A 26,979-nucleotide genomic window follows, 5' to 3' on the forward strand; every position below is an offset into this window, starting at 1 on the left:
AAGTAAAAAGCAGGTCTCAAACTGAAACCTGCTTTTTATATTTAATTGATCTAGCATTTATTCTATTTCGCTCCCCCAGCATTTTTCTCTACATCTGTTTTGGTGTTTTCTTTTACTTTCTGGTTTCCGAAACGCTTTACAAAGGTAACATTCACTCCGTACCAATCCCACAATTCATATCTTCTTACTGTTCCTCCCTGATTGTAAGTGATATCATCAGAATAAGGTCGTTTAAAAATATTCATCAACTGTATACTGGCTTCCATTTGTGTTTTTGGAAATATTTTGGTGATGGAGATATTATGGAATACGTTGGTGTTATTAGCCTGGGTATTTCCATTGTTCTGATTGGAAATTTCCATCCAAGCGCTCAGGTTGATGTTCTTATTGAAAAGGTTGGTATAAGAAAGGTTGGCAGAACCGCCCCAATAATTGATATAAGCTTTTCCATCAATATCATTCTTCAAATTGAAATCATGATTATCAATATAATACCATCCAAATCCGACATTTAAATTCAGCTTATTTTTAAGAAAATTCTGATTGGTATTGGCAAAAATGTAATATTTCTCAACTCTTCCGTTGAAGTTTCCGGGATAAGACACATTTCTTCCGCCTTCACTGGTATAAGTGGTCCAGTAATCCTGATTGGTATACATATATCTTGCAGAAATAAAATACTTTTTCAGGATTCCAAACTTCAGGTAAAGCCTGTCATTAGGGTTAGGGTTCAAGTCCATATTTCCTCTGGAATACGTCCCGTCAATGGATGGCGTTAAAAAAGGATTGAATTCCGAATACCAGGGTCTCCAGATTTTGCGGTCGTAAGTAAGACTCAAATCATATTTATCTGAGAAGCTGTATTTCAGCAATAAATTAGGAAGAAAAGTACCATAGCGGTCTTTTCTTTCAGCTCCTGCTACATCTTGTCTTGTCTTAAAATCAATATATTCATATCGAAGTCCAATTCTGGTTTCCAACTTCTTGAAAAATGTTCTACTATAATTAGCATATACAGAAGTAATATTATCTTCATAATGGAACTTATCCCCTGTAGAAAGCCCTTCATACCCAGAAGTCCCAAGACTGTATCCATAAAGGTTATTAGGAATAACATGGTTGTTGAATTCTGTTTTTGCTCCTACCTCAATAGTTCCCCAGGATTTCCCTAAAGGTTGGGTATAATCCACTTTCAGGTAATAATTACGCATCTGGGCATTGTTTATGGATCCTATTTCTTTAACCTTAGGATCGTTCACTATTGTTTTATTGATGAGATCATTATTATCATTTCCTGAATAATTGGTCCCTAGATTTACATCCAGAATTCTATTTTTCTCTTTATCATAATACTTATAAAAAGCATTGGTACCCAGATTACGATAAAAACCATTAGCAGTTTGAGCCTGATGATAATTTACAAAGTCTTTTTTATCATAATCATACTCTCTTCCGTCAGTATTGGACCATGACAAGTTTCTGCTCTGATTATATTCCAGAACAAGCCCTATATTATTTTTATCATTCAATGCAAATTCAGAAGTTGAGGAAAGTGATGGGGTTTCACTTTTTGAAATGGTTTCATAACTTAAATCTCTGTTCAAAGTATTGTCTGCATAAAACACAAGGTTACTGGAGCCTTTTTGTACGTAATTATTATGGGCATAACTTCCAATCAGAGTCTGAGTAAATTTCTTCTTATGATAATTCAGGTTAAAGTTAGAATACTGTGTATTTTTTGTACTTTGTCTGTTGCTTAGTGAAATACTTCCTTTTAATCCTTCATCATCACGTTTCTTCAAAACAATATTAATAACGGAACCCGTAGCTTCATATCGTGAAGACGGGCTAGTAATCACTTCAATCTTCAATAGATTATCCGCGGGAATGGTTTTAAGATATTCCTTTAATTCTTTTCCTGTAAAAACAGATTTTCTGTCATTAATATAAACCGTTACCGACTGCCCTTCCGCCTTTACAGCATCACTGTTATCAATGCTTACCAGAGGTGTCATTCTCAGAACATCCCATGTTGTATTTCCGGCTACAATGGCACTGTTGGCCACATTAAAGACAGTTCGGTCTACTTTAGACTCTACTGTAGGTTTTCTCGCCACAATGGTTACCGCTTCAATCTCTTTTGCATTACCTTTTGTAGTATCCTTCACAGCCGGAGCCTGAGACTGTGCAAAAGACAAAGAACCTGTTAATAATGCAATTGGAAATAATATTACTTTCATGGGAAATCTTAGTTTTATCTATAAGACCACTGTATCCTAATATTTGTTACATCGAAAAAATTAAAGAACGGAAATAAATATCTATGTTTTAACAGTTTACAAATTTTACATTTAGGAATAATTTAAAAAAACAATAATCATTAAGACAAAATAAGCAATCAAACACCCTTATATTAAAAACATAGATAAAAAAATCAACTAAAACAATAATTTTCGTTAGTCAAACTTTAACATATTTCTTTTCATTTTACCCATAAAAAAAGCCCGGATCTCACCCGGGCCGCTAGCAATAGCAAATTTACAAGGATTAAAAATTAAAAAATATGCTAGTTTACACTCTCAAAATATTGGATAACACCTACTTCCGGCAGATGAAGCTTATCCTTATTAAAATCAGGTTCCTGATTTTTGCTGCTTTCCAAAAAGGAATTACTGAATAATGCATAGGACGGCTGTTCTGCCCAACCGTTTTTCAAAAGCTGATGGGCCTCCACAATTGGTTTTCCATATAATTTTCTGAAATTTCCGATATTGTATTGTGAAAACGCCCCATAATGAACAATAAACTTCAGAGACAAATCAATGGTTGTACTTAAGCTTTTACTTAGTTCCTTTATTTTTTTATTGAATGCATTTCTCATTTTCCAAAGCATCTTTGAAATACTCTGGTACGACGGATTTTCATCGTATCGATAAAATAAAATAGCATCTCCTTCAATTTCTGAAATCTCAAAATACTGATCATTCATATCAATCAGTGTAGAAAGTAGTTGTCTTACAATATATTCTCCTGTATACAATTTTGTATTGAACACAAACTCGGTAAATCCGCTAAAGTCCGGAATTAGAATGATACCCTCTTGTATATTTGTATTCTTCATAATGATTATGGATTAAAAACCTGCTGCATCCTTACAGACGAAGCAGGTTTAATTTTACTTTATTGCCATCCGCCCCCTACAGAACGATAAAGCGCTGTTATGGCATTCAATCGTTGAGCTTTCAGGGAAGCAAGCTCCAGTTCAATCTGAAGCTTATTGGTTTGAGCAATGATTACCTCCACGTATGTTGCTGAATTATATTTGAATAACAAATCAGCTTTCTTTACAGCATCATTAGACTTTACAACCAATCCTTCTGCAATTTTCTGTTGCTCTTCCAGCTTTTGGATTTGTACCAATGCATCAGAGACCTCTCCTACAGCTTTTAAGACAGATTGTTTAAAGCCTATTTCAGCCTGATCAGCCATTACCTTAGACTGTTCATACTGGGTTTTCAGTTGTTTTCCATTTAAAATTGGCTGAGCAACTGCTCCGGCCACCATCCCGAAAAGAGATCCCGGAACACTGAACCATTTACTGATCTGGAAAGCATTTACTCCTCCTTGTGCCGTGATATTCAATGACGGATACATATTCATTTTTGCAACATGAATGGCAGCAACACTTTTTCTTACCTCAAGCTCAGCAGTTTTCACATCAGGTCTGTAGCTTAATAATTCCAAAGGAACTCCCGCTGAAATATGATCCGAAGACTGAACATTATTCAGACTGGCACTTCTTTCAATTTTTCCGGGCATAGATCCGGTTAGTAGACTCAACGCGTTTTCCTGTGTTGTAACCGAACTTTCAATAGCCGGAATAGATTTCAGGATCTGATCTTTTACAATTTCCTGTTGTTGTACCGCCAAGGCAGTTGTCATCCCCAATTCTTGCTGCTTTACCAAAAATTTCAATGTATTATCAGCGTAAGCCAGGTTGGATTTTGTAATTTCTAATTGAGTATCCAGCATCAATAGGTTATAATATCCCTGAACTACAGCCGCCACTACTTGTGTTTTTACCGCCTTTGCGGCTTCCTGGGTTTTAAGATACTCTGCTAATGCCTGCTCCTTTCTTCCTTTAATTTTGCCCCAGATATCTGCTTCCCATGAAAAATTGAGGGCTGCGGTATAATCTTCCATATACCTTTTACCCATAAATTGTCCTGCCATCATCCCGTTCATACTATTATCCGAAGGACGGTTGATATTTCCGTTTGCAGAAGCACTAATGGTGGGTACATTCCCCCACTTGCTTTGAGTGTAGGCCAATGAGGCAAATTCTATCTGCTTTAAGGCTACCTGCAGATCATTATTCTGCACCATAGCTTTATCAATCAAACCAACTAAAACCGGATCCTTGAAAAAATCCTTGTAGCTGATCTTGGCTATGTTTTCGTTTTGCTCTACAACAATACTGTCACTTCTGAAAGCTTCAGGCATCTTCACTTCAGGCTGTTCATACTTCTGAACTTTGCAGGAAATGGCCGTCCCTGAAATGAATGCGATATATGCTATATTTTTAATTTTCATTTTTAAAATCATTTGAATTAATATTCCCAATCCGCATCTGTTACCACGCTTCCATTTATTTTTTCATGTAAAGCCTGGAATACCACAAAAAGAACGGGAACAACAAAAATTCCTAAGATGGTTCCAAAAAGCATCCCTGAAATGGCAGCATATCCAATGGAATGGTTACCCATTGCTGACGGACCTACCACAAATATCAATGGTAATAATCCGGTAATAAACGCAAGGGAAGTCATAAGGATAGGACGTAGACGGGCTTTAGCACCTTCAACTGCAGATGCGATAAGGCTTTTTCCTGCTCTACGTCTCTGAATGGCAAATTCTACAATCAAAATACCGTTCTTCGCCAAAAGTCCGATCAACATGACTAAAGCAATCTGAACGTAGATATTATTGGATAGCTCTGCGAAAGTAATTCCCACGAACACCCCTGATAAACCTACCGGAATAGCGATTAATACAGCGAATGGAAGAATATAACTTTCATACTGAGCTGATAATAGGAAGAATACGAATACGATACACAACCCGAAAATCATTACTGACTGTGAGCTGGAACCTGCTTCTTCACGGCTCATCCCTTTATAATCATAAGTATATCCCGGAGGAAGTACCTGCTTGCTGACTTCTTCCACTGCTGCCATGGCCTGACCTGTACTGTAACCAGGAGCAGCCATTACCGTTAAGTTAGATGAGTTGAAAAGGTTGAAACGGTCTACCACTTCAGCACCTGTTACCTGCTTTAAGCTTACCAAGGTGTTGACAGGCACCATCTGGCCTAAATTATTTTTCACGAAAATTCCGTTCAAGGATTCTTTATCCTGTCTGGTTTCCGGAGTAGACTGTACCAATACTCTGTAATATTTTCCGAATCTGTTGAAATCCGAAGCCTGAATACTTCCGTAATACCCTTGCATTACTCCTAAAACATCAGAAACGTTTACTCCAAGCTGGGCAGATTTTACTTCATCTACAAGCACTTCAAATTGCGGATAAGTAACATCGAAAGTGGTAAAAGCCACTGCAACTTCGGGTCTCTGCATCAAAGCACCCATCATTCCGTAGGAAATATTCCCAAGGTTCTGAAGTTCACCATTGGTACGGTCCTGAAGTACAAGCTCCATCCCGCTGGTATTTCCGAAACCATCAACCGTTGGGGTATTGATGACAAGGAAATTGGCTCTTTTATCCTGAGAAAGCATTCCCTGCGTTTGCCCGATAATGTCATTAATATTGTTAACCGCTCCTCTGGCTCCTGATTTTTTCAGTTTAACGAAAATAGAAGCTGCTGAAGATGACATGGAACCACTGAATAGGTTCAACCCGTCTACCGAAATTACTTTATCCACTGCCGGATTTTTCATCAAAAGGTCTTCCGTATCAGAAACTACTTTTGAAGTTCTATCCTTTGATGCTCCGGGAGCAAGGTTTGCTGTAACAATGATAAAACTCTGATCTTCATCCGGAATAAATCCTTTGGGGGTTGTCATAGACATCCATGCAAACAATCCTCCGAAAGCTACAATGATAGCCAATGCAATCCATTTTTTCTTTAAAAGAAACAGTACTGCTTTCCCGTAACGGAATGTCAGCTTATTAAAGCTCGCATTGAATCCGGCAAAGAAACGGTCCTTAAAGTTCATCTTTTCATGAGTACTACCATGGTTTTGCTTTAAGAACAAGGCACACAAAGCAGGGCTTAGAGTCAATGCATTGATGGCTGAAATCACAATGGCAATAGCCAATGTTAACGCAAACTGTTGATAGAACAATCCTGTGGAACCACTCATAAAGGCTACGGGAACGAATACCGCAGACATAATCAGGGTAATTGAAACAATAGCTCCTGTAATCTCACTCATCGCTGACATAGTTGCGGCCCTTGCATTCAGTTTTTTGTGCTCCATCTTAGCATGAACTGCTTCTACCACTACAATGGCATCATCCACCACAATACCAATGGCCAGTACCAATGCAAACAATGTCAAAATATTGATCGAGAATCCGAAAATCTTCATAAAAAAGAATGTTCCTACAATAGATACGGGAACTGCAATGGCCGGAATTAACGTTGAACGGAAATCCTGAAGGAAGATATATACCACGATGAATACAAGAATAAATGCTTCTATCAGGGTATGAATTACCTGTTCTATGGATTGATCCAATGCTTCTTTCGTTGCATACGGAATTTCATAGCTCATTCCTTCCGGAAACGATTTTTCAAGCTCCTTCATTCTTTCCTGAAGAGCAATCTGTACTTCATTGGCATTTGATCCTGCCATCTGAAATATTGCCATCGTTACTGAAGCTTTTTTATTGAAATTGGAAGAAACCGTATAACTGTAAGCTCCAAATTCTACCTTTGCAATATCTTTTAATTTTAAAACAGAACCATCGTTCAGTGCTTTAATGGTAATATTTTCATACTGTTCAGGTTCGGTAAACTTTCCTTTGTATCGAAGAACATACTCCATTACCTCCTTACTTCTTTCTCCTAATCTTCCGGGTGCCGCTTCAAGGTTTTGAGTCTGAATCGCACGGGAAACATCGGATGGCGTAAGGTTATATGAAGTCAGTTTATTCGGATCCAGCCAGATACGCATTGAATAGTCCTTGTTTCCGTAAACCATGGCATCTCCTACTCCCTTCACCCTTTTCAGCTCTGGTACAATATTGATCTTTGCATAGTTTTCAAGGAAAAGATCATTCATTGAACCGTCTTTACTGGTCAGGGAAACCATCGCAATCATACTATTCTGCCTCTTCACGGTGGTAATTCCTGCCTGAATAACCTCAGCAGGAAGCTGATTGGTCACCTGCGCTACCCTGTTCTGAACGTTAATGGCTGCCTGATCGGGATCAGTTCCCAGCTTAAAGATCACGGTGATGCTTAATGTACCATCGTTACTTGCTGTAGAAGTGATGTAATCCATATTTTCCACTCCATTAATTGCGTTTTCCAATGGTGGTGCCACAGATCTTGCAATTGTTTCAGCATTAGCACCCGGATACGCAGCTGTTACCATAACGGTAGGCGGCGCAATGTCCGGAAATTTTGTAATCGGCAGACTGACCATGCCGACAATCCCGAGAATAACCAGCAACACGGAAATAACCGTTGCCAGTACGGGTCTTTTTATAATTTTCTTTAACATGATTTCTTCTTACGATTTTTTCTGTTGAGCATTCTTCTTTTGTGCCACTACAGGAGTTCCAGGCTGTAATCTGTCGAAGCCGGAAACAATGTATTGATCACCAGCTTTAAGCCCTTTGGATACGATGAAGTTATCTCCTGCTTTTCCGTTAATTTCCACGGGTAGCATTGCTGCTTTTCCATCTTTGATGGTGAACACAAAAACTTTATCCTGAATGGTTCTGGTAGAAGCAATCGGAAGTAATACAACATTGCTGTAGAACTGATCCAGTAAGATCTTTCCTGTATTTCCGCTTCTCAAAAGATTGTTTGGATTATTGAATTTTGCCCTTAGGGTAATGGAACCTGTCGTTTTGTTGAATTGTCCTTCCACCGCATCAATCCTTCCTGTTTCAGCATATTTTTCACCACTGGAAAGCAACAGAGATACTGCAGGTGTATTTTTAATTACCTCATCAATATTGCTACCTACATATTGCTTCTGAAAATTATTAAAGTCATTTTCACTTAAGCTGAAGTAGGTATACACCTGATGAATATCTGACAATAAAGTAATCGGCTCCTGATTACCGGGAGTCATCAAGCTTCCCAAACGATAGTTGAATCTTCCGATAAACCCGCTTACCGGAGCTTTAATCGTAGAAAAATTAAGATTAATTTTTGCGGATTCAATAGCAGATGATGACTGGCTTACGGCTCCTCTTGCTGCATTATATGCTGCCTCAGCCTCTTTTACCTGAATATCGGAAACCATTTTATTCCTAAAAAGCTCCTTTTTCCTATCCAAGTCAATCTTAGAAGTTGAAAGATTTGCCTGTGCTGTAATTAAGGCTGCCTGAGCGCTCTTCAACTGTTCCCCGAATATCTGGTCCTCAATTTTGAACAGGGGTTGGCCTGCTCTTACATAATCACCTTCATCTACAAAAATCTTGCTTAGATATCCGGTTATCTGAGGTCTTATTTCCACATTGGAAATCCCTTCAATAGATGCAGCATATTCTCTGGAAACAGAAGCATCTCCCTGTTTTACTATGTCTACAGGAAGCTCTGGTGCCTGCTGTTGATAAGATTGGTTTTGGTTATTTTTCCTACATCCCGCCAAGACAATGAGCGAGAGGAAAAGTATGGTTGATTTCTGAATAAAAAATCTTTGCATAACAATAGTCCTTTTAAATTTCCGCACAAAATTCGAACGAAAAAAATTCAATAGAATTATTCAAAAAACTCCTTGTTTTGTCAAAAAGACTCCTTATTTCCAAAAACATGAGAAATATCATTCATAGACAATATAAATGACAATATTCAATATTTTAAATCAAAATTATAGCATGAATTTAGCAAAAAGACATCTTAAAAATATAAAAACCTCACAATCAATACAAATCATCTTTCCTGTATTCTAAAGGTGATCTCCCGGTATGTTTTTTAAAAAACTTACTGAAAGACGCCTGATCTGAGAACTTAAGTTGTGCAGCAACTTCATTGACGTTGAGATTGGGATTTTTAAGCAACAACCTTGCTTCTACAGCCAACACCTGATGAATAATATCCCGCGGACTTTTCAGCATTGTTTTATTAATGACCTTGGTAAGATATTTTCGGCTAATAAATAACCTGTCAGCATAGAACTGTACATTGTGCTCTTCCTTGAAATGCTCCTGAACCAGCTTAAAGAAACTGGTAGTAAGTTCATCCTCTCTATGGGTAACCACATGCGGCTTTTCAATCTTTTTAAAGTAATTATCTATTTCATAAATAACCAGAGAAAAGTGATGCCAGATCATCTCATTAAAGTAATAGTTATCCTTTTCCTTATTATTCAGTACCCTCAATTCATCAAGGTGAAAATCCAGCTTTCTATACAATTCAGGCTCGTTCCTGATAATATGAGTAGGATCAGATGAGAGACTTTTCAGGACATTATTGGATTTATAATTAAAACCAGCCTGGGAAATAAAATCTACCGAAAAGAAGATATATTTTGCATCATAATCATCAGCAATATTATCAACCCAAAAAGTTTCAGCCATCGGACAAAAAACAAGATCTCCTTTAGAAACTTCATAGCTTTTATCATCAAGCCTAAAACCCACACTCCCTTGCTGTACAAGAAAAATACAGAAATAATCTGATCGGTAAGGCATATTGGGCTTAATGATGTAATTGGCTTTATCAATTTCCATCACGACAAATTCTTTGATCCTAAGATCAAATTCTACCTGTTCCAATACTTCATCAAAAGCCAACTGTGAAACAAAACCGGGTTCTTTTGGGGATTTTTTCGCCATTGAAAATGGGTTAAGGTATGCGAAGGTAGTAAAAAAGGGATAAAAGCGAAGAAAACTAAGTGTGAAAAACTGAAGGTAGATATTTTCCTTGTAGCTTCATAATTTTATATCTTCACTTATTTACACATTAATCAGTAACTCTTTATCATAGCCATTGTATTTTTCATCAATATAGCCATGAGGATTGCAGATAACGTCTGTTTTTTCAATACTGTATCTGCATGGTGTATGAATGTGTCCATGAATCCAGTATAAAGGTTGATGTTCAGTAATCATCTCTTCAAGATTGGAAGCATAAGCAGAGGTTAACGGATCATTCTTGTAATGTTCCGGCACCGATTGAATACTTGGTGCATGATGAGTAACTACTATATTTTTAAATTCCTTTGAATTTTTAAGACTTTCTTCTAACCATACTTTTAAAAACTGATGGATCTTAAAAGTATCCATAGTTCTCATTTTTGAATAAGATGGATCTCTTCTGATCTTTTTATAGTCATTCATTTTGGGCTGACAAAGCATTCCATATTTTACAGGATTCCCAAAGATGGAAAAATCAGTCCATAAGGTAGCACCATGAAAACGAATACCATCAATGTCTACAGAAGAATTTTCGAGTACAAAAATATTTGAATTCTGAGAAGCATCTTTAATTTTGTTCAGCGTTTTAGGATATGAGCCTTTATAATATTCGTGATTTCCAAGAACATAGATTACAGTCTTATTGGCTATTTTATCTTTAATCCACTCAATTCCCTTGGTTCCCAAATTAATATCACCAGCCAAAACAACTACATCTGCATGATCAAAACATAATTCTGTCTGCCCAAATTCCTGATGAAGATCGCTAATGATTTGTATTTTCATGATGTAAAAATAGTAAAAAGGCAAAAAGACTAGGAAGAAAAAGCTAAGTGGTAAATGAATATCTTATTTCTTTGCAGTTTCATAATTTCATAATTTATTCTATCAAAAAAAAGGAACCGACACCTAAGCACCGATTCCTTATCATATAGTTTGTGTAATTTTAAGGCCGCCTATTATGAAACGGCAATTTCTGTCTGCTTCACTTTTAAGCTTTTTACTATAAAATAGAATAACATTCCGAGCGCTACAAGAGCGTAACCTATCAAAATAATAAGGTTTAGACTTCCAACTGAAAATTCCGAAAGAAAGATCTGGCTCATTAACGTCATGAAAGACAAACCGATCCCTGCACCCAGGAAGTAACTTGTAGAACTCAAACTTGATGCCAATCCGTAGCTGGAAGGTTCAACATCCTGAATTCCCATTACTGAAAGGGCTGTAAAGCAGAATGTCATTCCAACTCCTGATATACATGCAGATCCCAGTAAAACTACAGTCAATGGATGTCCTGTATAGACCGATATTAGTAAAAGTAATCCACCCATCAACATAAAAGACCATCCAAAAATTCCCATTTGGGTTGAGTTCAGTCGTTTTGAGACATGAGGCAAAATAAACTTAGCCGTTAGGGCAGATATAATACTAAATGGGACAAGCATCAATCCCGCGGAAGCAGCACTATATCCCATATCTTTCTGAAGCATTAATGAAATCAGGAATAGAAACCCAATGAAAAACGCTCCCAGCGTAAAAAATACTGCGTTAGAAACCACCAATGAACCGTGCTTAAATAATTTCAGGTCAAATAATGGTTCTGCAACGGATTTTAATCTATAAAACACCATTACTAAAAGCAATACCGCAGCCACCAATGAACCGATTACAAGGAAAGGTTGTTCTTTGATATGAACCAATTCATGGGTTCCATAGGTAAGGCTCAATAATCCAACCACCATTAATATCCCAGAGATAATATCTGTTTTCTTAGCGGTCTCATTTTTCTCATCCGTTGGCAAGTAATAGTAGGATAAGATCAATGTAATTAAAAGAATTGGTACATTAATAAGAAAAACCCAGTGCCAGCTTAGATAAGTACTGATAATTCCACCTACAGAAAGACCACTTCCCGACCCAATGGCCGCAAAGGAACTGAAAACTCCTATCGCACGGTTTCTTTCCTGCTCTTCCCTGAATGTATTGGTAACAATAGACAATGCCGATGGCATTACCAATGCTGCGCCTAATCCTTGCAAGGCTCTAAATAAGGCCAGCATTTCAAAGCTTGAGGACAACCCCGCCCCTAACGAGGTCAGCATAAAGATGAATGCACCCAATAAAAACATTTTCTTTCTTCCTATTTGATCGGAAAGCTTTCCACCAATAATTAGAAAGCCTCCAAAAAAGAGTACATACAGGGTCTGTAACCATTGTACCGTACCTGCATCAATATTGAACTGTTCCTGAATAGAAGGAATTGTTAAATTAATAATGGCAATATCCAAAGCTTCCACAAAAGTTCCTACTGATGCTAAAATTAATATTATATTCTTCCTTGTATCCATATATTCAAATTTCCTGCAAAATTAAAATTAACAGAACATATGTAAAAATTTTATGTTAAATTTGGAACAATGTTAAAAATAACAAGAATACAATAGAACAAAATATCTGAAATAATAAAATAAAACATACAAAACAGAACAAATGGCAACAGAAAATTATATTCCGGACGAGAAAGATCTCTCTATTCTTCGAATTCTTCAGAAAGATGCCAAGATGAGCGTTCGTGACATTTCAGCAAGAATCAACCTCAGCCCGACTCCTACCCACGAGCGTATTAAGCGTATGGAAAAACAGGGAATCATTAAGGAATACACCGCTGTAGTAGACCGCAAAAAGGTAAACAAGGGAATGATGGTTATCTGCATGATCGCATTGAACGTTCACAATAAAAAAACTGCTGGAAAGTTTATCGAAGAAGTAGGCAAACTGAAAGAAGTTGTTGAGTTCTATAACATCAGCGGAGATTTTGATTTTATGCTAAAAATCCTGGCTCCCAACATGGATGAATTCCATGAGTTCTTCATCAATAAACTATCGGAAATAGAAGGCATTGGCCAGACAAAAAGTATTTTTGTAATGAGCAGCATCAAGGAAAGCGCCCAGATTGTATAAGCCTTAATATCAGCAGTTTTCAGTTTTCAGCTTCAATATTACAACTGTATTAAAGCAGAGGCAACATCTATTATTTCACCTTTTTCACAACTCACCACTGCATTACATCAAATAAAAACAAGAAGCTAATAATCAAATAATTAAAATAAAAACTACAGGCGTGTTGTAGCCGTGTAGTAGGTTATTTTTTGGAAATATTCATCATTATTAAATAGGTTTGCAGCACTAGAAATACAAAACCAAAATAATATTATAGAGTCAAACTCATATTTTAAAATTTAGGAATTATTTCTAAGAACATCCTCCTTTACACCATTTGAATTTAAACCTTATAAAACATGAATAATGAAATCAGGAGATTGGAGATTTTTTTAAACATTAAACAAATATTACCAACAACACAAACTGAAAAAAAGAGGCCTATATCAACACAAGACTTTATGATGAACCAATATCTGCAGGCCACTTAAGCCAAGGACATTACATCTACATTATTTGTTTAATTATAAGAGATCGTGCTTTCAAAGTTGCAATCTCTTATTTTTTTACCAAAATGAATATTTAACACCTCAAATCCACATCACTTTCATTCATAAAAAAGCAGTGGTATAAATCTATACTACTGCTTTAATACCCATTATACATTTATATAAACCAGGATTCCCGGAATATTTTATATTGGACTATTTCCAGTAATTCCAAACTACTCCATCAAATATGGCCAATGTTTTACTGGTCGTGTCATAGCACATCATCCCCGGGTATGGACTCTTTACATTAACATGAGGAGTTGCAATTTGAGGAAGAACCATTGCTTTATCAGTAGATTCCAATACCAAAACCCCATCTGCAGTGCTGGATGAAGCTCCAATAATAACACCTTTTCCCTCTTCTACAGAATTATTAGCAACAACAGCTGATGAGTTTCCAGCGTCAGACAAAGGCTTCCAAACATCATTTTCGTATACCTTAATCTTATTGTCTGTCACATCAAACACAAACGTCCCATTAACAAGGGTTCCGGTAGGCAATCCAGAAGTAGCAGGAAGAATTAATCCCTTTGTGTTTCCGGATGCATTATTAAAATCCAGAACTGTACTGGCTCCGTCTACTACTTGTTTTCCTATTGCTACCTGAGCAATTGATACATTAAAAACAACAAGAGCAGCAGCTATGCTTATATTTTTTATATTTTTCATATTATCTTACTGGTTTAGATTAATCATTACAGCTTCTTTCTACACACTTCCATTGGCTACCGTTATAAAGCTTCACACATTTATCCTGAATATCATACAACAACATTCCTTCTTTCGGATCAGCAATAGCATCCCCAATTTGTGGTGTCTGGCTCACATGCTGTACTCTTGTAATTACAAAACCTTTATTTTTTGCTTCCATGGCAAGAAAACCATTAGGAACATTTTCAGGCCACGCATTTGCTTTCTGCTGTACTGTAATTCCGAATTTGGTAAAACCATCAGGCGTTCCGGCAGCACCTAATTTTGTACAGAATGAGTCTAGTTCGTTAATAATTGCGGGAGCGTTGCCACACTCGTCTTTATCATTTGACAAACCACTTGGCCACAAAGAAGGACAGGTGGCTGATGTAGCATTAGGACCACAGAAACTTGACCCTCCGGCGCCAAGCCCAACAACAGATGACATAGCAATTGTTACGATCTGATTATCATCACTGATTACCGCAGTATCTCCTCCTCCACTTACCTCTGCCTTTGCAATACAATAAGCCTTAGCATTAGGAGCACCTACATATTTGACAGATGGATACGTCTTTGACTGCTGAGTAAAGGTTCCACATATCTCCACAGCACTCCAGCTTCCCATTTCAATCATAGAGGTACCGGGATAAAGTCCTCCAAAACTCGGATCTCCCTGAATAACGGATCCTGTAAGTGAAAGAAATGATTTTGTCCCCAACTTGACCTTTGAACTTACCTGAGTACCAAATGTCCCAATTGTAATGGAACCATTAGACCTAACACTTGCTCCGTCATTAATTTCCAGGATTCCCATAACCTGAACACCTGAGACCTGAAACTGACCGGACTGAACAATAAGAGTAGCTCCATTAGGAATGTTAACTCCGCTTGCAATTGTATAGTTTCCATTAATACAGTATGTGTTTCCGCTTGTCATAATCTGTCCGGTATAAGGTATGCATTGGGCATTTACCACGCCGTAAAAAACCGTCATTAACAAGAAAATGATTTTCTTGTTAATGACGAATAAATTTAATTTTTTCATATGTATTTAAGTTAAATTAACAGATTATTAATAATTTAATGTTAATTATATAACATTTCCACATCACCGCAAGCCTAGTAAACAATTAACATACCAAACTTCATCTAACCGCTAAATATCAATACAACATTGCATATAAATTAATATTTATTAAATAATATTTTTTTATAATATCAAATTTCAAACAAATATTAAAAATCAAAAAACACCACCATACTCATACAAAATCAACAATTATTTAATATATATTCTCATATTATTTAAAATTTTAACATTATCATGATTATTATTAATTTATTTACAATAAAAAAATAATTTAATATTTATGAATTTTATTAAAAAACAAAATTACAAGTATTTTATTCACACTTATCAAGAATAACATTCAACACATTACCCATACAACACCGATAATTTTAAACTATATATACTTTTTACAATTTTAAAAATCAAAACAATAGATAATCTACATCACTGCTTGCACTAAAAATTAACATTAAAAAGCGTAAATTTGCAGCATGAATAACGAGACCATTTGTGCGCTGGCTACGGCTAATGGAATAGGTGCTTTAGGCATTATCAGGGTATCAGGAGACAATGCATTACCCATAGTTCAAAAGAGTTTTCCCGGAAAAAAACTGGAAAAACAGAAATCCCATACCATTCACTATGGATATTTTATGGATGGAGAGGAAGCTATTGACGAAATCATGCTTTCTATTTTTTTGGCTCCAAAAAGCTTCACTACAGAAAATTCTGTGGAGATTGCTTTTCATGGTTCACCACACATTGGAAAACGTATTCTTGAAACACTTATTAAAAACGGAGCAAGAATGGCTAAGGCAGGAGAATTCACTCTTCGCGCCTTTATTAATGGCAGAATTGACCTTTCCCAGGCAGAAGCTATTGCCGATGTTATTGCCTCTGAGAATGAAGCATCCAGAAAGGTAGCAATCAATCAGCTAAAAGGTGGAATTACCAATGAAATATCGCTATTAAGAACCGATCTGCTCAATTTTGTTTCTTTAATTGAATTAGAATTAGACTTTGCGGAAGAAGATGTAGAGTTTGCAGACAGAACTGCTTTGAGTGGATTACTAGACAAAATAGAACTAAAATTAAATTCCCTTATCGAAAGCTTCCAGTACGGAAATGCTATTAAAAACGGAACTGCTGTAGCCATCATTGGAAAGCCTAATGCCGGAAAATCTACTCTTCTGAATTCTCTCCTGAAAGAAGAAAGAGCGATTGTAAGCAATATTGCAGGAACAACGAGAGATACGATTGAGGAGATTCTTCATATCAAAGGCCACGCTTTCCGCCTGATTGACACCGCAGGACTTCGCGAAACAGTGGATGAAATAGAAGCTATCGGAGTAAAAAAAGCTAAAGAAAAGGTGGAAAACGCCAATATTCTTGTTTATCTGGCAGACGCCGCAACTGAAGACTTTTCAGAAGACATTGAAATGATTCAGTCTCTTTTGAGAGAAGATCTGAAGTTGATTATCTGTGCAACAAAAATTGATGAAGTCACTCCTACCAAATACGAAGCGGTAGAAGATATCTTCAGAAATACCATTTCTCAAGAGTTTGATTTCATTAAGATTTCAGCGGTTGAGAACCAAAACATCCAGGATTTGAAAAATGAACTTTCATCATATGTTGAGCATTTAAAATCCGAGGAAAACAATGTCGTGATTACCAACCAACGTCATTTTGAAGCTTTACAGAAGTCACTGGACGCCGTAAACAAGGTAAAGGAAGCTATTTCTTTCCAAATTTCCACAGAGCTTCTGGCTTACGAACTGAGAAATGCATTAGAACACCTTGGCGAGATTTCCGGTGAAGTTACAAATGATGAAGTATTGGGGAATATTTTTTCTAAATTCTGTATCGGTAAATAGAACACGTAAACAACTTATAAAAAATAGTTGCAAGTTTTTGTTTTCAAAATTTAAAATAACATAATTTATTGTATTTTATCATCATTTTCGGGAACAAATGTCTTGAATCTATTCATAAAATTATCATATCCGATCCAGTCATAGTCAGGCTTAGATTCATAATAATTCTTTTTGATGTCTTCCATTTGTTCAATAGTAGTATATAGGAAACCATCTTTAGAGTTAAATGTACGTTGTTTTTGATCTTTTGGTGAAATAAAGAAGTCGTTATGTTGTAAATTAATATTTTGGGACCACACTAATAGATTTACAGCATACGTCTTATTAAAGTGATTAACTTCGACAAAAAGTTTAATATTGTAATATAATAAAATTTCAAACCAAATATTTCTGGTTATTTAATGTGTACTATTGAAAATTAATGGAAAAGTTTATCGAATTTTAGAAATGTTTCTAATAATCAATTTCTAAAATAGAATATTAATGATACTGACTATATTTATTTATAATAAGAGCAGCCAGCACTTGAATAAAGTAATTTTTGTAATGTTCAAAAAAAATTGGAAATCGAATTATTCACATTTTTAAATAACTTATTGATATAAAGAACCTATATGCTGAAGCACAACAGATATATCTCCGATACACCAGATTACTTCAACTCTTTGAAGACCAACAATTAAAAACAAAATAAGACAGCCAACCTAAGTTGAATATAACTGGTTGTAATACTATTATTTTTTAGATAAATTTTTAAACCAAAGATCCAGGTCTTCTTCAGCAGGAATGTTCAACTTAATCCGTAAATTCTGTCGCCTATTTCTTACAGTATTTATTGATCTGAAAGTATATAAGGCAATATCTTTTGTTGTAAATCCTAAAAAAAAGTAAGCACACAATCTTAATTCAGAAACCCTTAGTTTACAATCTTTAGCAAGTAACTCGCTTACTACTTCAGGATAAACTTCTTGAAAACGGATAAAAAAACCCGGACTATTATTTTTTGCTAAAGTAAATACCTCCTCAAAGGATTCATTAACCATTTTCTCCATTTTCTTTGTATCTTCTTCATACCGTACAGTAAGTTCTTCTTTTTCTCGAATAAACATCTGTTCTTTTTGCAAAGCTTTTTTTTCTACATGCTGTAATTTTCTACTCTTTATTCTTCTTTCCAACATTAAGACTGCAATAAATAAAATAATAATGCCTGCCATCAATAAAATCCAATAGTAATTTTTTTTATTCTCTTTTGCTAATTCTTCTTTCTGGTTAGATAGAATTAAATTGACTGCTGCTTGTAAATCTTTCCTTTTTAAATTTTGCCCCTCCTCTATCGCTTTCTTATATTCTTCCATATAAAGCTTTTGTCCTTTCTCATTTCCTTTAATAGCATACAGTTCTGAAAGATTTTTGCTTATTTCTGAAGTGTAATCAAAATCCCTAACCTCAAAAGCTTTAATATCTTCTAAAGCCTTTATATAATAATCGATGGCTTTATTAGTATCCCCAATTGTTTTATAGTAATCTCCAAAACTTTTGAGGCTCATATATTCGTATTCAATTCCTTTTCGTATAATTTTGTAAGCTTTTTGAAAATAATAATAAGCTGAGTCTTTCTTTTTACTTTGCAGGCATATCTCCCCTTTAACCTGATAGATATTATAAAGTTCAGATGTCTTTTCCACTTTTGAAAGATCTTCTTGTACTTTAAGAGCCTTATTAATATAAATTAATGCTACCTTATACTTTTTTTGATTATAATAATTATAAGCAATCCGAGCATTAATTCTTGAATCTAATTGCTTAAAGTCTCTAGTATCTTGTTTTGGAATAGTCTTTAAAATATCAAAATACTCATTCAGTTCCTGATCAAATAATCCAAGCTTACCAAAGTTATCAGCCTTAAACTCTTTGAAATGTTGATATAAAATCACATCATCCTTAACTATAGAAAATTTAAGTCCTTTATCTAAGTATAGCAGGCTTTTGTCATAAATTCTCATATAGTTGAGTCCCCTCGCCAAAATTAAATATGATTTTGCAGTAAGTTTTGGATCATTTAGTTTTTCCGCCAATAAACTTGCCTCTTTTGCATATTCTAAAGATTTCAAATCATCTTTAAACATATAGGCATCGGATTTCCTGAACAAATCATTTACATGCTCAATATCAACTTGTTTTGTCTGTGAAAGTAAAACAAATGGGATGCAAATAAATAGATAAAGTAATTTCACCCTTTCCATAGTAAAAATATTCACATAATATAAAAAGAGTTTTTAAATTATTTTTTATTTTTTTAAATATTTTTTATCTTTAATTGAATTTTATAATTTTTATTTTTTTTAAAACACTTATTAATAGAACTATTTTTAGCATGTTCTAAATAAATAGTATTACTCCGAGCAAGTAATCTTCGTAGAATTCTTAAGCTTTCTAAAATTGAGCATTATTCAATTCATCTGCACAAAACTACAATCGGCAAGCTTCTTCTTTTGTAAATTTGGTTATCCCTATAGAATATTTTCATATTATAACGTTTTTGAGCACGTATATCAATTTGATTAATAACAGGCAATCTTTCTGTTAACCTCTATTAAATTATTGGATGAAAACTTAAAAAATGGAAAGTTTGATGCTGGTAATGGTAGCAAAGTATATTCTCCCAACGTCCTCCCTTTTAGAATCAATATGATAAGTTATTGCTACTGTTAAAATAGGAATCGAAAGATCTTAACAAATATTCTGATGGTATCTCGCTCAAAAGATTACTCGTCCCATCTTTTGGTTGGTCAAAAAGTTAGATATCCTGACCTTGAGGTTCTTCTTTCTTTACATACACGAGAAATATTTATATATTTAAAGGACGGGAAAATCATCTTTTGTACCGGCTGATCCTTGGAATCTTTTAATAATTAAATTTTTCAACCGTTCCTGATTCTGATCTCCCCACTGACCTAATGCTCCAATAACAGGAATCAAACTCTCACCAAATTCTGTAAGGGAATATTCTACCTTTGGTGGAACAACTGGATAAATAATCTTTGAAACAAGTTCATGTTCTTCTAATTCCTTCAACTGGACATTCAAAACCCTGCGTGAAGCATCCGGTATTTTACGCTGCAATTCACTTGGTCTCTTATACCCCTCATTAATAAACCAAAGCAAACGGATCTTCCATTTACCATACAACACCTCACCTATCAGATCCAGTCCGCAGTTCAGGTTAGGTATAATTTTTCTTTCATACATACTGCAAAAATAAATGTATGTTCTTATTTAGGCAATAGGGGAATAATTTATCCCTATATGATTAGTAATGCCGTACTTGTGTAAACTGTTTTTATAGACCAATTTTGCCCTATAAACAATTCTACATATGGAACGATATAATTTCAATAAGGAGTTATCAGGCAAGATAGCGTTAGTTACGGGAGGCACAAAAGGAGTGGGAAAAGCTATTGCGGACCGATTGTTAAATGCTGGTGCAACAGTTATAATCACCGCACGAAACGAGCCCGAAGAAGAAAACGAAAAACTCCATTTCATTCAGGCAGATCTGAGCAAAGTTGCAGGAACCAATAAAGTAGTTGACGAAGTACTGTCAACTTATAAAAAATTGGATATCCTTGTCAACAACCTGGGAAGTTCAGAAACAAAGGGAGGCGGTTTTTCTGTTCTCACAGATGAAGACTGGGAATTGGGAATACAGACAAACCTGCTTGCACCGGTGCGTTTGGACAGGCAACGCAAAGTGTCATGGATGCACTGGGTGGAATACCTTATGGAAGACCGGCATTTCCAGAAGAAGTTGCTGAATTGGTTGGTTTTCTTGTATCTCCAAGAGCTGATTATCTAACCGGAACAGAATACATAATAGACGGAGGTACAATACCAACAATTTAAACGTTTATAGTATTTCCGCAAATATAATCTTTACCAGAAACTAAGAGGCTTGATCAGCCCACCCCGGAAACATACTGGTCACTTATAAATGAAACACTGTAAAGACACACGATAGAGATTCTAGTTCATATGGAAAGCTTGAAATTATTGAAAGAGAACAGATAGATAGTGTACTGATGGCAAAAGGGCGCTATCCATAATGGAATCCTTGTAAAAGGTATTTCTCAATAGAACTTACTAATATAAAAAATAAAAAAAATGAATTTACCAAAAGTAATTACAGATTTAATTAAAGCACAAGACAAACATGATAATGTTGCTTATGCGGAATGCTTTTCAGAAAATGCCATAGTGTTCGATGAAGGCAAAATACACAAAGGGAGAACGGAAATCCGACAATGGATCGCCGAAGGAAACGAAAAATATGGGACTGTAATGAAACCTCTTGCATTAACCGAGAAAGATAGTACAAGTGTTCTATCCACGGAAATTTCAGGAACATTTCCCGGTAGCCCGATTGTTCTGAATTTTAATTTTGAAATCGCCGATGGACTTATCCAATCTTTAAAAGTTACCGACTAAAAACTTCTTATCCATAAGCATATAGATCATACTATTCTACTGTATCTATTTCATTTTTAATTATTTACACCCTCCTTTCTCGACGAAAACCTCATCCTCATGCATGAAAGAAAAAGGAATCTTGCAGAATGGTTAATTAAATAAGAAAGTGAAAGAGTTACATCCACATTCCTAGCTACCTTGAATATTATCATCTACTTATTTGATTGCTCAGACAATAATATTTGACTGTAAACAGGAACTGGAATAATATATCACTTCTATATGTTCTCTATTTATGAAAAAACAAAATCTCCGGATAAACCGGAGATAAAAACACAAATGATGAAAAAAATTATTTCAAGTTGCTAAATAAAGCATTTTTTTTCATGCAGGCTGTTAACATAATCATAAAACTAAATAACTGCTTGCTTTTTAATGAGACAACTCTATATCGGTTACAAACTGTATTTAAACTGAAACAAGAGCCTGCCATTTTTCGTAGGGCATCTCAAACTTGATCTCACCTTTGCCATGCGTACCTATCTCCGTCCATCCTGCTTTTCTATAGAATAACTCTGCCCTTGTACCAGGTGCAGTCCCCAACCATACAGTGTCTTCTTTTTGTGTAAAGTACCAGTTGAGCATAATATCGTGAAGCTGCTTCCCTATTCCTTTCTTGTCATGGTCAGGGTGCACAAACAAAGCCCATATATTATTGTCAACCAAATCAACAATTGAAAATCCGACTATTTGGCCTTCAACTTCATACACCCAGCCTTTGCCTCTTTTTGTCATAAAATCATCGCAATCCTGGTCAGTAACCAGATTGGGATCTGAAAGTGGGTTTTCCTTAACGGCATTTCTTACAACTTGTATCTGTGGAATATCTTCTACTCTGGCTTCTCTTAAATTCATTGTATTATAGGTTATTTTTTTGCAATGTACACAATAAATAGATATTTCGATATGGTGACGAAAAATTAAAGAAATAGCTTTCTTATTGTAGAAGAAATATTACTACTCGGTAGCCAATAAGTAGGAATTTCCTTAATCAATATTCACAAAATCATCACTGTTCAGCTTATCTGTAAGTTTTGGATAATCATCACAAATAATATAGAAATAACTTTAGGAATCTAGATGTCGTTCATTTTCGGGAAAGCTTATAATACCATTATCCTTTTCTACTTTCAATGTGTTATTATGGCTCGGTTTTATCGGACAATAATGAAAAAAAATAATCTTTGCTAGTTAAAGTTTGTTAATTTTAACAATTATGTAATATATATTTTTGAGATTTGTTCTCCAACATAAAATATCATTATTATGAAAAATTTAAAAAAGCTTCAAAAAGCAGAATTAAAAACAATTGTCGGAGGTGCAGATTGTACCCGATTATGTTTCGTAAATGACAAATTAACATGCGTTCCGTATAAGTCATGTGGTGGCCCTGGACTTGAACCATAAAAATTAGAAAGTCCCTACTCGGAAATACAATCTTCAATTTTAAATAATTACCTATTTAATATTTTACTGATTGCCGAAGAAATTTACAAACCACAGGAAGCTACATAATAACAGAATATTGGTTTATAGGTTTAAATCATTAGTTAATAGTAATCTTACCTGCAAACACAGTTTGAAATACTACGCTAAAATCCTGAATGTTAACTTAAGAACACTGCGGAAAGTATTTCAGGAGATTGAATGAAATCAGCAATTTTACCAATTAAAAAAAAACAAATTATAAGAGAGATGGTTGCAGAAAGCAGGATATTTCTATCCTGCACTGTAACTAATAGTTATTTAAAATAGCTTTTTCCGTATCTCCACTACCCCAACCTTAGTCAATTTTATGCTAGAGTATTTTCCATGGGTATCTTTAATAAATTCAACGGTTCGGTTATCATCATCTGATCTGAAGAATTTATTGTCCGATTCCGGAATCAGCTCAATATCAAGGTCCTTATAATAGAGTTTCCCATTTTTTTCAATGATTTTAATGTCTTCATAGTTTCCTGTAAAGAGCTTATAAAGAGATCTATTGTTTTTATCAGATTTCTGATGAAGATATGGAAGTTCAACATCTTTACCAAAGCATATTGCAGCCAATCCATATGCAAGTAAGTAAGATGGAGACTGATTATTAGAAAGAACAACAACAAGCAAATCATCATCCGTATAACGGTTGAGAGAAGTCATTGCTCCGAAAAAACCTCCATCATGAGCAATCAATTTGTGTCCCTGATTATAAAATGGATTAATCATAAATCCATATCCAAAGTTTTGCTCATTGTATGAAGTAAACATCAATTGCTTCATTTTTTCACTTAAAATCGTTGTTCCATATAAGGCCCTATCCCACTTTAACAGATCATCCGCTGTTGAATAGATTCCATCATGTCCAATATTGAACATCCAATTGATATATGGATTTTTAATATAACTTTTTCCTTTTTTGATATATCGGTCAGCCATATTGGGTATCACTTCATCATTAGTCATAACGCCGGTTTCTTTCATTTTCAAAGGATCAAAAATATTATCTTTTAAATACATCGAATAGCTTTTTCCACTTACTTTCTCTATAATACGTGCCAACAGATAATAACCAATATTACTATATGAAGTCTGCTTTCCGGGTGGAAATAAAAGTTCTTTCTGAGCAATATAATTCAATACTAGATCCTGATTTAAAGAAACTTGATTAAGGTAAAGCTCATCAAAATCCATTGGAAGCCCCGACATGTGGGAAAGCATCATATGAATTGTAATTTGATCACCTTTTGGAAAACCATGAAAATATTTGTTTAGCGTATCGTCAAATGATAAAAGTTTTCGCTCCGCCAATTGCAGAATGGCTGCTGCTGTAAACTGTTTGCTTACTGAAGCCAAGCTGAATTTTGTATTGACGGTTGTTTTTATTCCCCATTCATAGTTCGCATATCCGTAGGCTTCTCGTAGAAGTAAAGAATCCTTTTTTACAATCAATACAGTCCCGCTAAACCCATTGATATCTGCCTGGGCTTGCATATAACTTGACACTTTTTTAGAGAGACTCATTATACTCTTGGTTAAACTACCTTTCTCCTCGATTGGTTTGGTTTGTGAAAAACCATTGAGAGGGAGTAAGCTAATTCCTAAAAAAAATAATATTTTTGAGTTTATCATGCTTGTTAGTTTTGAACATTTTTTTCTAATCAAATGTATATCTTATTTTTGAGTGGGCTCTGTTTTTTATTCAATAGGTCATTTGCAATCTGTACCATTCCATTATTACTACCTCCACCCCACGTTGCCCGTCCAAAAATATAACTCGTTGTATATTCTTTCCAGGTGGTACAATATTTTTTTAATTCTTTGTGGGATTTTGCTAAATACTCTGTCAGCTCCTTTTCAGAAAGATAATTTAATTCGTAGCAACAGCGTGCCAGAAATACACCTCTCCCATAATTCCAGCCGCTATCTTTTGCTTTTTTTAACTGAGCAAAGTCTGTAATAATATTTTGGTCAATTAATTCAGGAACAACATTTTTCAGCTTTCTGAATAGGCCTAAATAATAGTCAAAAACTTTTTCTTCGTTTGATATATTTGACCTTAAAATATCAAAATAATTTTCTGAATTTTCAAATGCTCGATATACAGTATCAAGATTTTCGTCTTGATTTCTGGTATGCAAACTTTGGAGAGTTTCTATGGCTTGATTTTGGTCTGATATTCCCCAATAGGTGTCAACTAACTTTGTAACATCGGATTTGCCTAAACCTGTTTCATAAGAATTCAGGTATGCCGACTGTTGTTCGGCATACATTGAACCTATGAGCAAATGATCCAGCAAATAGCCATTTACAATGTTCTTATCATTTAATCGTATGCTTTTAAATGAATTTAACAATTTTGAAAAAAATCCCATGCTATATTAAGTCATTTTTAGATTAGAGAATTTGTCCTGTAAAATTTTCACAAACTTTTCGCCAACTACCTGATATTTTGCTCTTGTTTCTAATTGTTTTTTTAGATTGAGCATATCCTCCGGATTTACCGTATAATTAAGTCTGTCATGAATTTCAAGAGATAAAGAACTTCCATCAATATCAAAAGTGATGATATGTGTTTTTGGCAAATATTCTTCTGATGACTTTGCATAAACACCTAATTGCGATTTCAGAATGCCTCCATATTGAAGCCTGGCAGTTTCAATTCTAAAATTATCAAATACAATATGTTCATCTAATTCACCCACTGTATCGGTACTAAAAAAATGCAAATCATTTCCACTTAAGGCCCAAAAACAATCTGTTTCAATTCGTTTAAGCTTTATACCAATTGTAGATAAAGCGATATTTTTTATTCCGTCAGTTACAAGCTCCTGTACTTTATTGGTTGTTGACTGAGGAACAGATGCAGAAGTAAAAGCATCAATGGGTTTACCTCTCATCCATTGTGTTAATTTTGAAAAATCCTGTGCTAAAAGCTCTTGTTTGTATTGGTTGTATTTATTTCTTTCAGAATCTAAGTTAATTTCTGATTTTGCGGTTTTGTGTTTTTTATTCATGATGATCATGAAAGCAATACCTGCAATTATTAATACAACTGGAATTAAAAATAGTGTGTTCATTCTTTATTGGTTTAAGTTTTTTTGTTTAAATGTTTGTTGGATTTATTTTTTTAGGCTTGTCTTTAGAAAAAATTCCATAAACGATGAGTCCGATAATCAATAGTATGATGAGTTTCCCTCCATATTGTGTGTAAAGCCCAAGCTTCAAAAGATTTTCTTTATTTAATTTATTTTCGCTCACTATCTGATCAAGCTGTTCATTAGTTAATTCGAAATATTCATCACTGTCTTTTTTTGCCAAAACCAATTTGGGTTCCTGCGTTATCCAAGCTGGAATTATCCAGGCAATATTATATTCCTGGTGCATTCTTGCTAAATCCAGGTATTCTTTTGAGTCTTTACTCACAGCATACTTCTCCGTGTCGGGTAAATCTGCTATAATTTCTATTTTGTCAATTTTACCAAACGGAATTTTTGCTTTTGCTGATACAAAATTTATTGTAAACATTGAAACAAAAGATAATAAGAGAATTTGTTTTATCATTTTTCGATATTTGATTGTGGCTCCTATGTACAATCAGACAACATTGTTGGATGTTACAATGCTTATATGCCTGAGATTGAGCTATTATTAATTTATGGTTTTAACTTATGGATAAGCTATGCTATTTCAGATGGACTTAATTCTGTTCTTGTGCCTG

The 26,979-nt window shown here is 34.9% G+C and carries 23 protein-coding genes and 1 pseudogene; 6 read left to right on the forward strand and 18 right to left on the reverse strand.

Annotated features, from left to right (window positions below; genetic code table 11):
• Positions 1 to 62 precede the first annotated feature (62 nt).
• The 8 genes from EG359_RS07360 to EG359_RS07395 form a co-directional block, all read right to left on the reverse strand.
• On the reverse strand, positions 63 to 2,240 hold the full coding sequence (locus EG359_RS07360) for an outer membrane beta-barrel protein (protein ID WP_076352226.1): 2,178 nt from the start codon (positions 2,238 to 2,240) through the stop codon (positions 63 to 65).
• Between the two features lie 326 nt (positions 2,241 to 2,566).
• On the reverse strand, positions 2,567 to 3,121 hold the full coding sequence (locus EG359_RS07365; protein ID WP_076352227.1) for a DUF2652 domain-containing protein: 555 nt from the start codon (positions 3,119 to 3,121) through the stop codon (positions 2,567 to 2,569).
• A gap of 59 nt (positions 3,122 to 3,180) precedes the next feature.
• Entirely contained in the window at positions 3,181 to 4,593 is a 1,413-nt protein-coding gene (locus EG359_RS07370) for an efflux transporter outer membrane subunit (protein WP_228434927.1), read from the reverse strand.
• Positions 4,594 to 4,610: 17 nt separating this feature from the next.
• Positions 4,611 to 7,751 (reverse strand): efflux RND transporter permease subunit, encoded by a 3,141-nt coding sequence (locus tag EG359_RS07375; protein WP_076352229.1) that lies wholly within the window; start codon positions 7,749 to 7,751, stop codon positions 4,611 to 4,613.
• A 9-nt stretch (positions 7,752 to 7,760) separates the two neighbouring features.
• On the reverse strand, positions 7,761 to 8,906 hold the full coding sequence (locus EG359_RS07380; protein WP_076352230.1) for an efflux RND transporter periplasmic adaptor subunit: 1,146 nt from the start codon (positions 8,904 to 8,906) through the stop codon (positions 7,761 to 7,763).
• 217 nt (positions 8,907 to 9,123) lie between these two features.
• On the reverse strand, positions 9,124 to 10,038 hold the full coding sequence (locus tag EG359_RS07385; RefSeq protein ID WP_076352231.1) for a helix-turn-helix domain-containing protein: 915 nt from the start codon (positions 10,036 to 10,038) through the stop codon (positions 9,124 to 9,126).
• Between the two features lie 120 nt (positions 10,039 to 10,158).
• Positions 10,159 to 10,905: a metallophosphoesterase gene (locus EG359_RS07390; protein ID WP_076352232.1), complete on the reverse strand. Its 747-nt coding sequence runs from the start codon at positions 10,903 to 10,905 to the stop codon at positions 10,159 to 10,161.
• A gap of 173 nt (positions 10,906 to 11,078) precedes the next feature.
• A complete protein-coding gene (locus EG359_RS07395) occupies positions 11,079 to 12,467 on the reverse strand; it encodes an MFS transporter (protein WP_076352233.1) in 1,389 nt (462 codons plus the stop codon).
• Between the two features lie 142 nt (positions 12,468 to 12,609).
• Between EG359_RS07395 and EG359_RS07400 the strand changes: the two genes are divergently transcribed.
• Positions 12,610 to 13,080, forward strand: coding sequence for an Lrp/AsnC family transcriptional regulator (locus tag EG359_RS07400; protein WP_076352234.1), 471 nt, complete (start codon positions 12,610 to 12,612; stop codon positions 13,078 to 13,080).
• Positions 13,081 to 13,763: 683 nt separating this feature from the next.
• Here EG359_RS07400 and EG359_RS07405 read toward each other — a convergent pair.
• Positions 13,764 to 14,279 (reverse strand): hypothetical protein, encoded by a 516-nt coding sequence (locus EG359_RS07405; protein WP_076352235.1) that lies wholly within the window; start codon positions 14,277 to 14,279, stop codon positions 13,764 to 13,766.
• Between the two features lie 19 nt (positions 14,280 to 14,298).
• Positions 14,299 to 15,348: a hypothetical protein gene (locus EG359_RS07410; protein WP_123867301.1), complete on the reverse strand. Its 1,050-nt coding sequence runs from the start codon at positions 15,346 to 15,348 to the stop codon at positions 14,299 to 14,301.
• Positions 15,349 to 15,866: 518 nt separating this feature from the next.
• Here EG359_RS07410 and mnmE point away from each other — a divergent pair.
• Positions 15,867 to 17,252, forward strand: a complete 1,386-nt coding sequence (mnmE, locus tag EG359_RS07415) for a tRNA uridine-5-carboxymethylaminomethyl(34) synthesis GTPase MnmE (RefSeq protein WP_076352237.1) — start codon at positions 15,867 to 15,869, stop codon at positions 17,250 to 17,252.
• A 65-nt stretch (positions 17,253 to 17,317) separates the two neighbouring features.
• Here the strand turns inward: mnmE and EG359_RS22405 are convergent, their stop codons facing one another.
• The 3 genes from EG359_RS22405 to EG359_RS07425 form a co-directional block, all read right to left on the reverse strand.
• Positions 17,318 to 17,551, reverse strand: a complete 234-nt coding sequence (locus tag EG359_RS22405) for a hypothetical protein (RefSeq protein ID WP_076352238.1) — start codon at positions 17,549 to 17,551, stop codon at positions 17,318 to 17,320.
• Positions 17,552 to 17,986: 435 nt separating this feature from the next.
• Positions 17,987 to 19,495 (reverse strand): helix-turn-helix domain-containing protein, encoded by a 1,509-nt coding sequence (locus EG359_RS07420; protein ID WP_076352239.1) that lies wholly within the window; start codon positions 19,493 to 19,495, stop codon positions 17,987 to 17,989.
• Between the two features lie 613 nt (positions 19,496 to 20,108).
• Complete coding sequence (locus EG359_RS07425; protein WP_076352240.1) at positions 20,109 to 20,501, reverse strand: winged helix-turn-helix transcriptional regulator; 393 nt, start codon at positions 20,499 to 20,501, stop codon at positions 20,109 to 20,111.
• A gap of 127 nt (positions 20,502 to 20,628) precedes the next feature.
• On the opposite strand from EG359_RS07425, the pseudogene EG359_RS07430 reads away from it, so the two are divergent.
• The 3 genes and pseudogenes from EG359_RS07430 to EG359_RS07435 all read left to right on the forward strand — a co-directional run.
• Positions 20,629 to 20,928, forward strand: a pseudogene (locus EG359_RS07430) (SDR family NAD(P)-dependent oxidoreductase); the annotation flags it as partial.
• 80 nt (positions 20,929 to 21,008) lie between these two features.
• Complete coding sequence (locus EG359_RS22725; RefSeq protein WP_228434929.1) at positions 21,009 to 21,155, forward strand: SDR family oxidoreductase; 147 nt, start codon at positions 21,009 to 21,011, stop codon at positions 21,153 to 21,155.
• A gap of 258 nt (positions 21,156 to 21,413) precedes the next feature.
• A complete protein-coding gene (locus tag EG359_RS07435) occupies positions 21,414 to 21,737 on the forward strand; it encodes a nuclear transport factor 2 family protein (RefSeq protein ID WP_076352241.1) in 324 nt (107 codons plus the stop codon).
• 450 nt (positions 21,738 to 22,187) lie between these two features.
• On the opposite strand, the gene EG359_RS07440 is transcribed toward EG359_RS07435, so the two are convergent.
• Positions 22,188 to 22,634, reverse strand: coding sequence for a GNAT family N-acetyltransferase (locus tag EG359_RS07440; protein WP_076352242.1), 447 nt, complete (start codon positions 22,632 to 22,634; stop codon positions 22,188 to 22,190).
• Between the two features lie 411 nt (positions 22,635 to 23,045).
• Between EG359_RS07440 and EG359_RS22985 the strand changes: the two genes are divergently transcribed.
• A complete protein-coding gene (locus EG359_RS22985; RefSeq protein ID WP_449384911.1) occupies positions 23,046 to 23,186 on the forward strand; it encodes a bacteriocin-like protein in 141 nt (46 codons plus the stop codon).
• Between the two features lie 339 nt (positions 23,187 to 23,525).
• Here EG359_RS22985 and EG359_RS07445 read toward each other — a convergent pair whose 3' ends face one another.
• The 4 genes from EG359_RS07445 to EG359_RS07460 are packed head-to-tail and all read right to left on the reverse strand — an operon-like array spanning position 23,526 to position 26,822.
• Positions 23,526 to 24,890, reverse strand: a complete 1,365-nt coding sequence (locus EG359_RS07445; protein WP_228434931.1) for a serine hydrolase domain-containing protein — start codon at positions 24,888 to 24,890, stop codon at positions 23,526 to 23,528.
• A gap of 29 nt (positions 24,891 to 24,919) precedes the next feature.
• Positions 24,920 to 25,633, reverse strand: coding sequence for a DUF1266 domain-containing protein (locus EG359_RS07450; RefSeq protein ID WP_076352243.1), 714 nt, complete (start codon positions 25,631 to 25,633; stop codon positions 24,920 to 24,922).
• A gap of 6 nt (positions 25,634 to 25,639) precedes the next feature.
• A complete protein-coding gene (locus EG359_RS07455; RefSeq protein ID WP_076352244.1) occupies positions 25,640 to 26,338 on the reverse strand; it encodes a 6TM ABC transporter family protein in 699 nt (232 codons plus the stop codon).
• A gap of 25 nt (positions 26,339 to 26,363) precedes the next feature.
• The gene (locus tag EG359_RS07460; protein WP_076352245.1) at positions 26,364 to 26,822 is read right to left on the reverse strand and encodes a hypothetical protein; all 459 of its coding nucleotides are present in this window, start codon (positions 26,820 to 26,822) and stop codon (positions 26,364 to 26,366) included.
• Between the last annotated feature and the right edge of the window lie 157 nt (positions 26,823 to 26,979).

The sequence above is a fragment of the Chryseobacterium joostei genome (assembly GCF_003815775.1).
Classification (GTDB): domain Bacteria; phylum Bacteroidota; class Bacteroidia; order Flavobacteriales; family Weeksellaceae; genus Chryseobacterium; species Chryseobacterium joostei.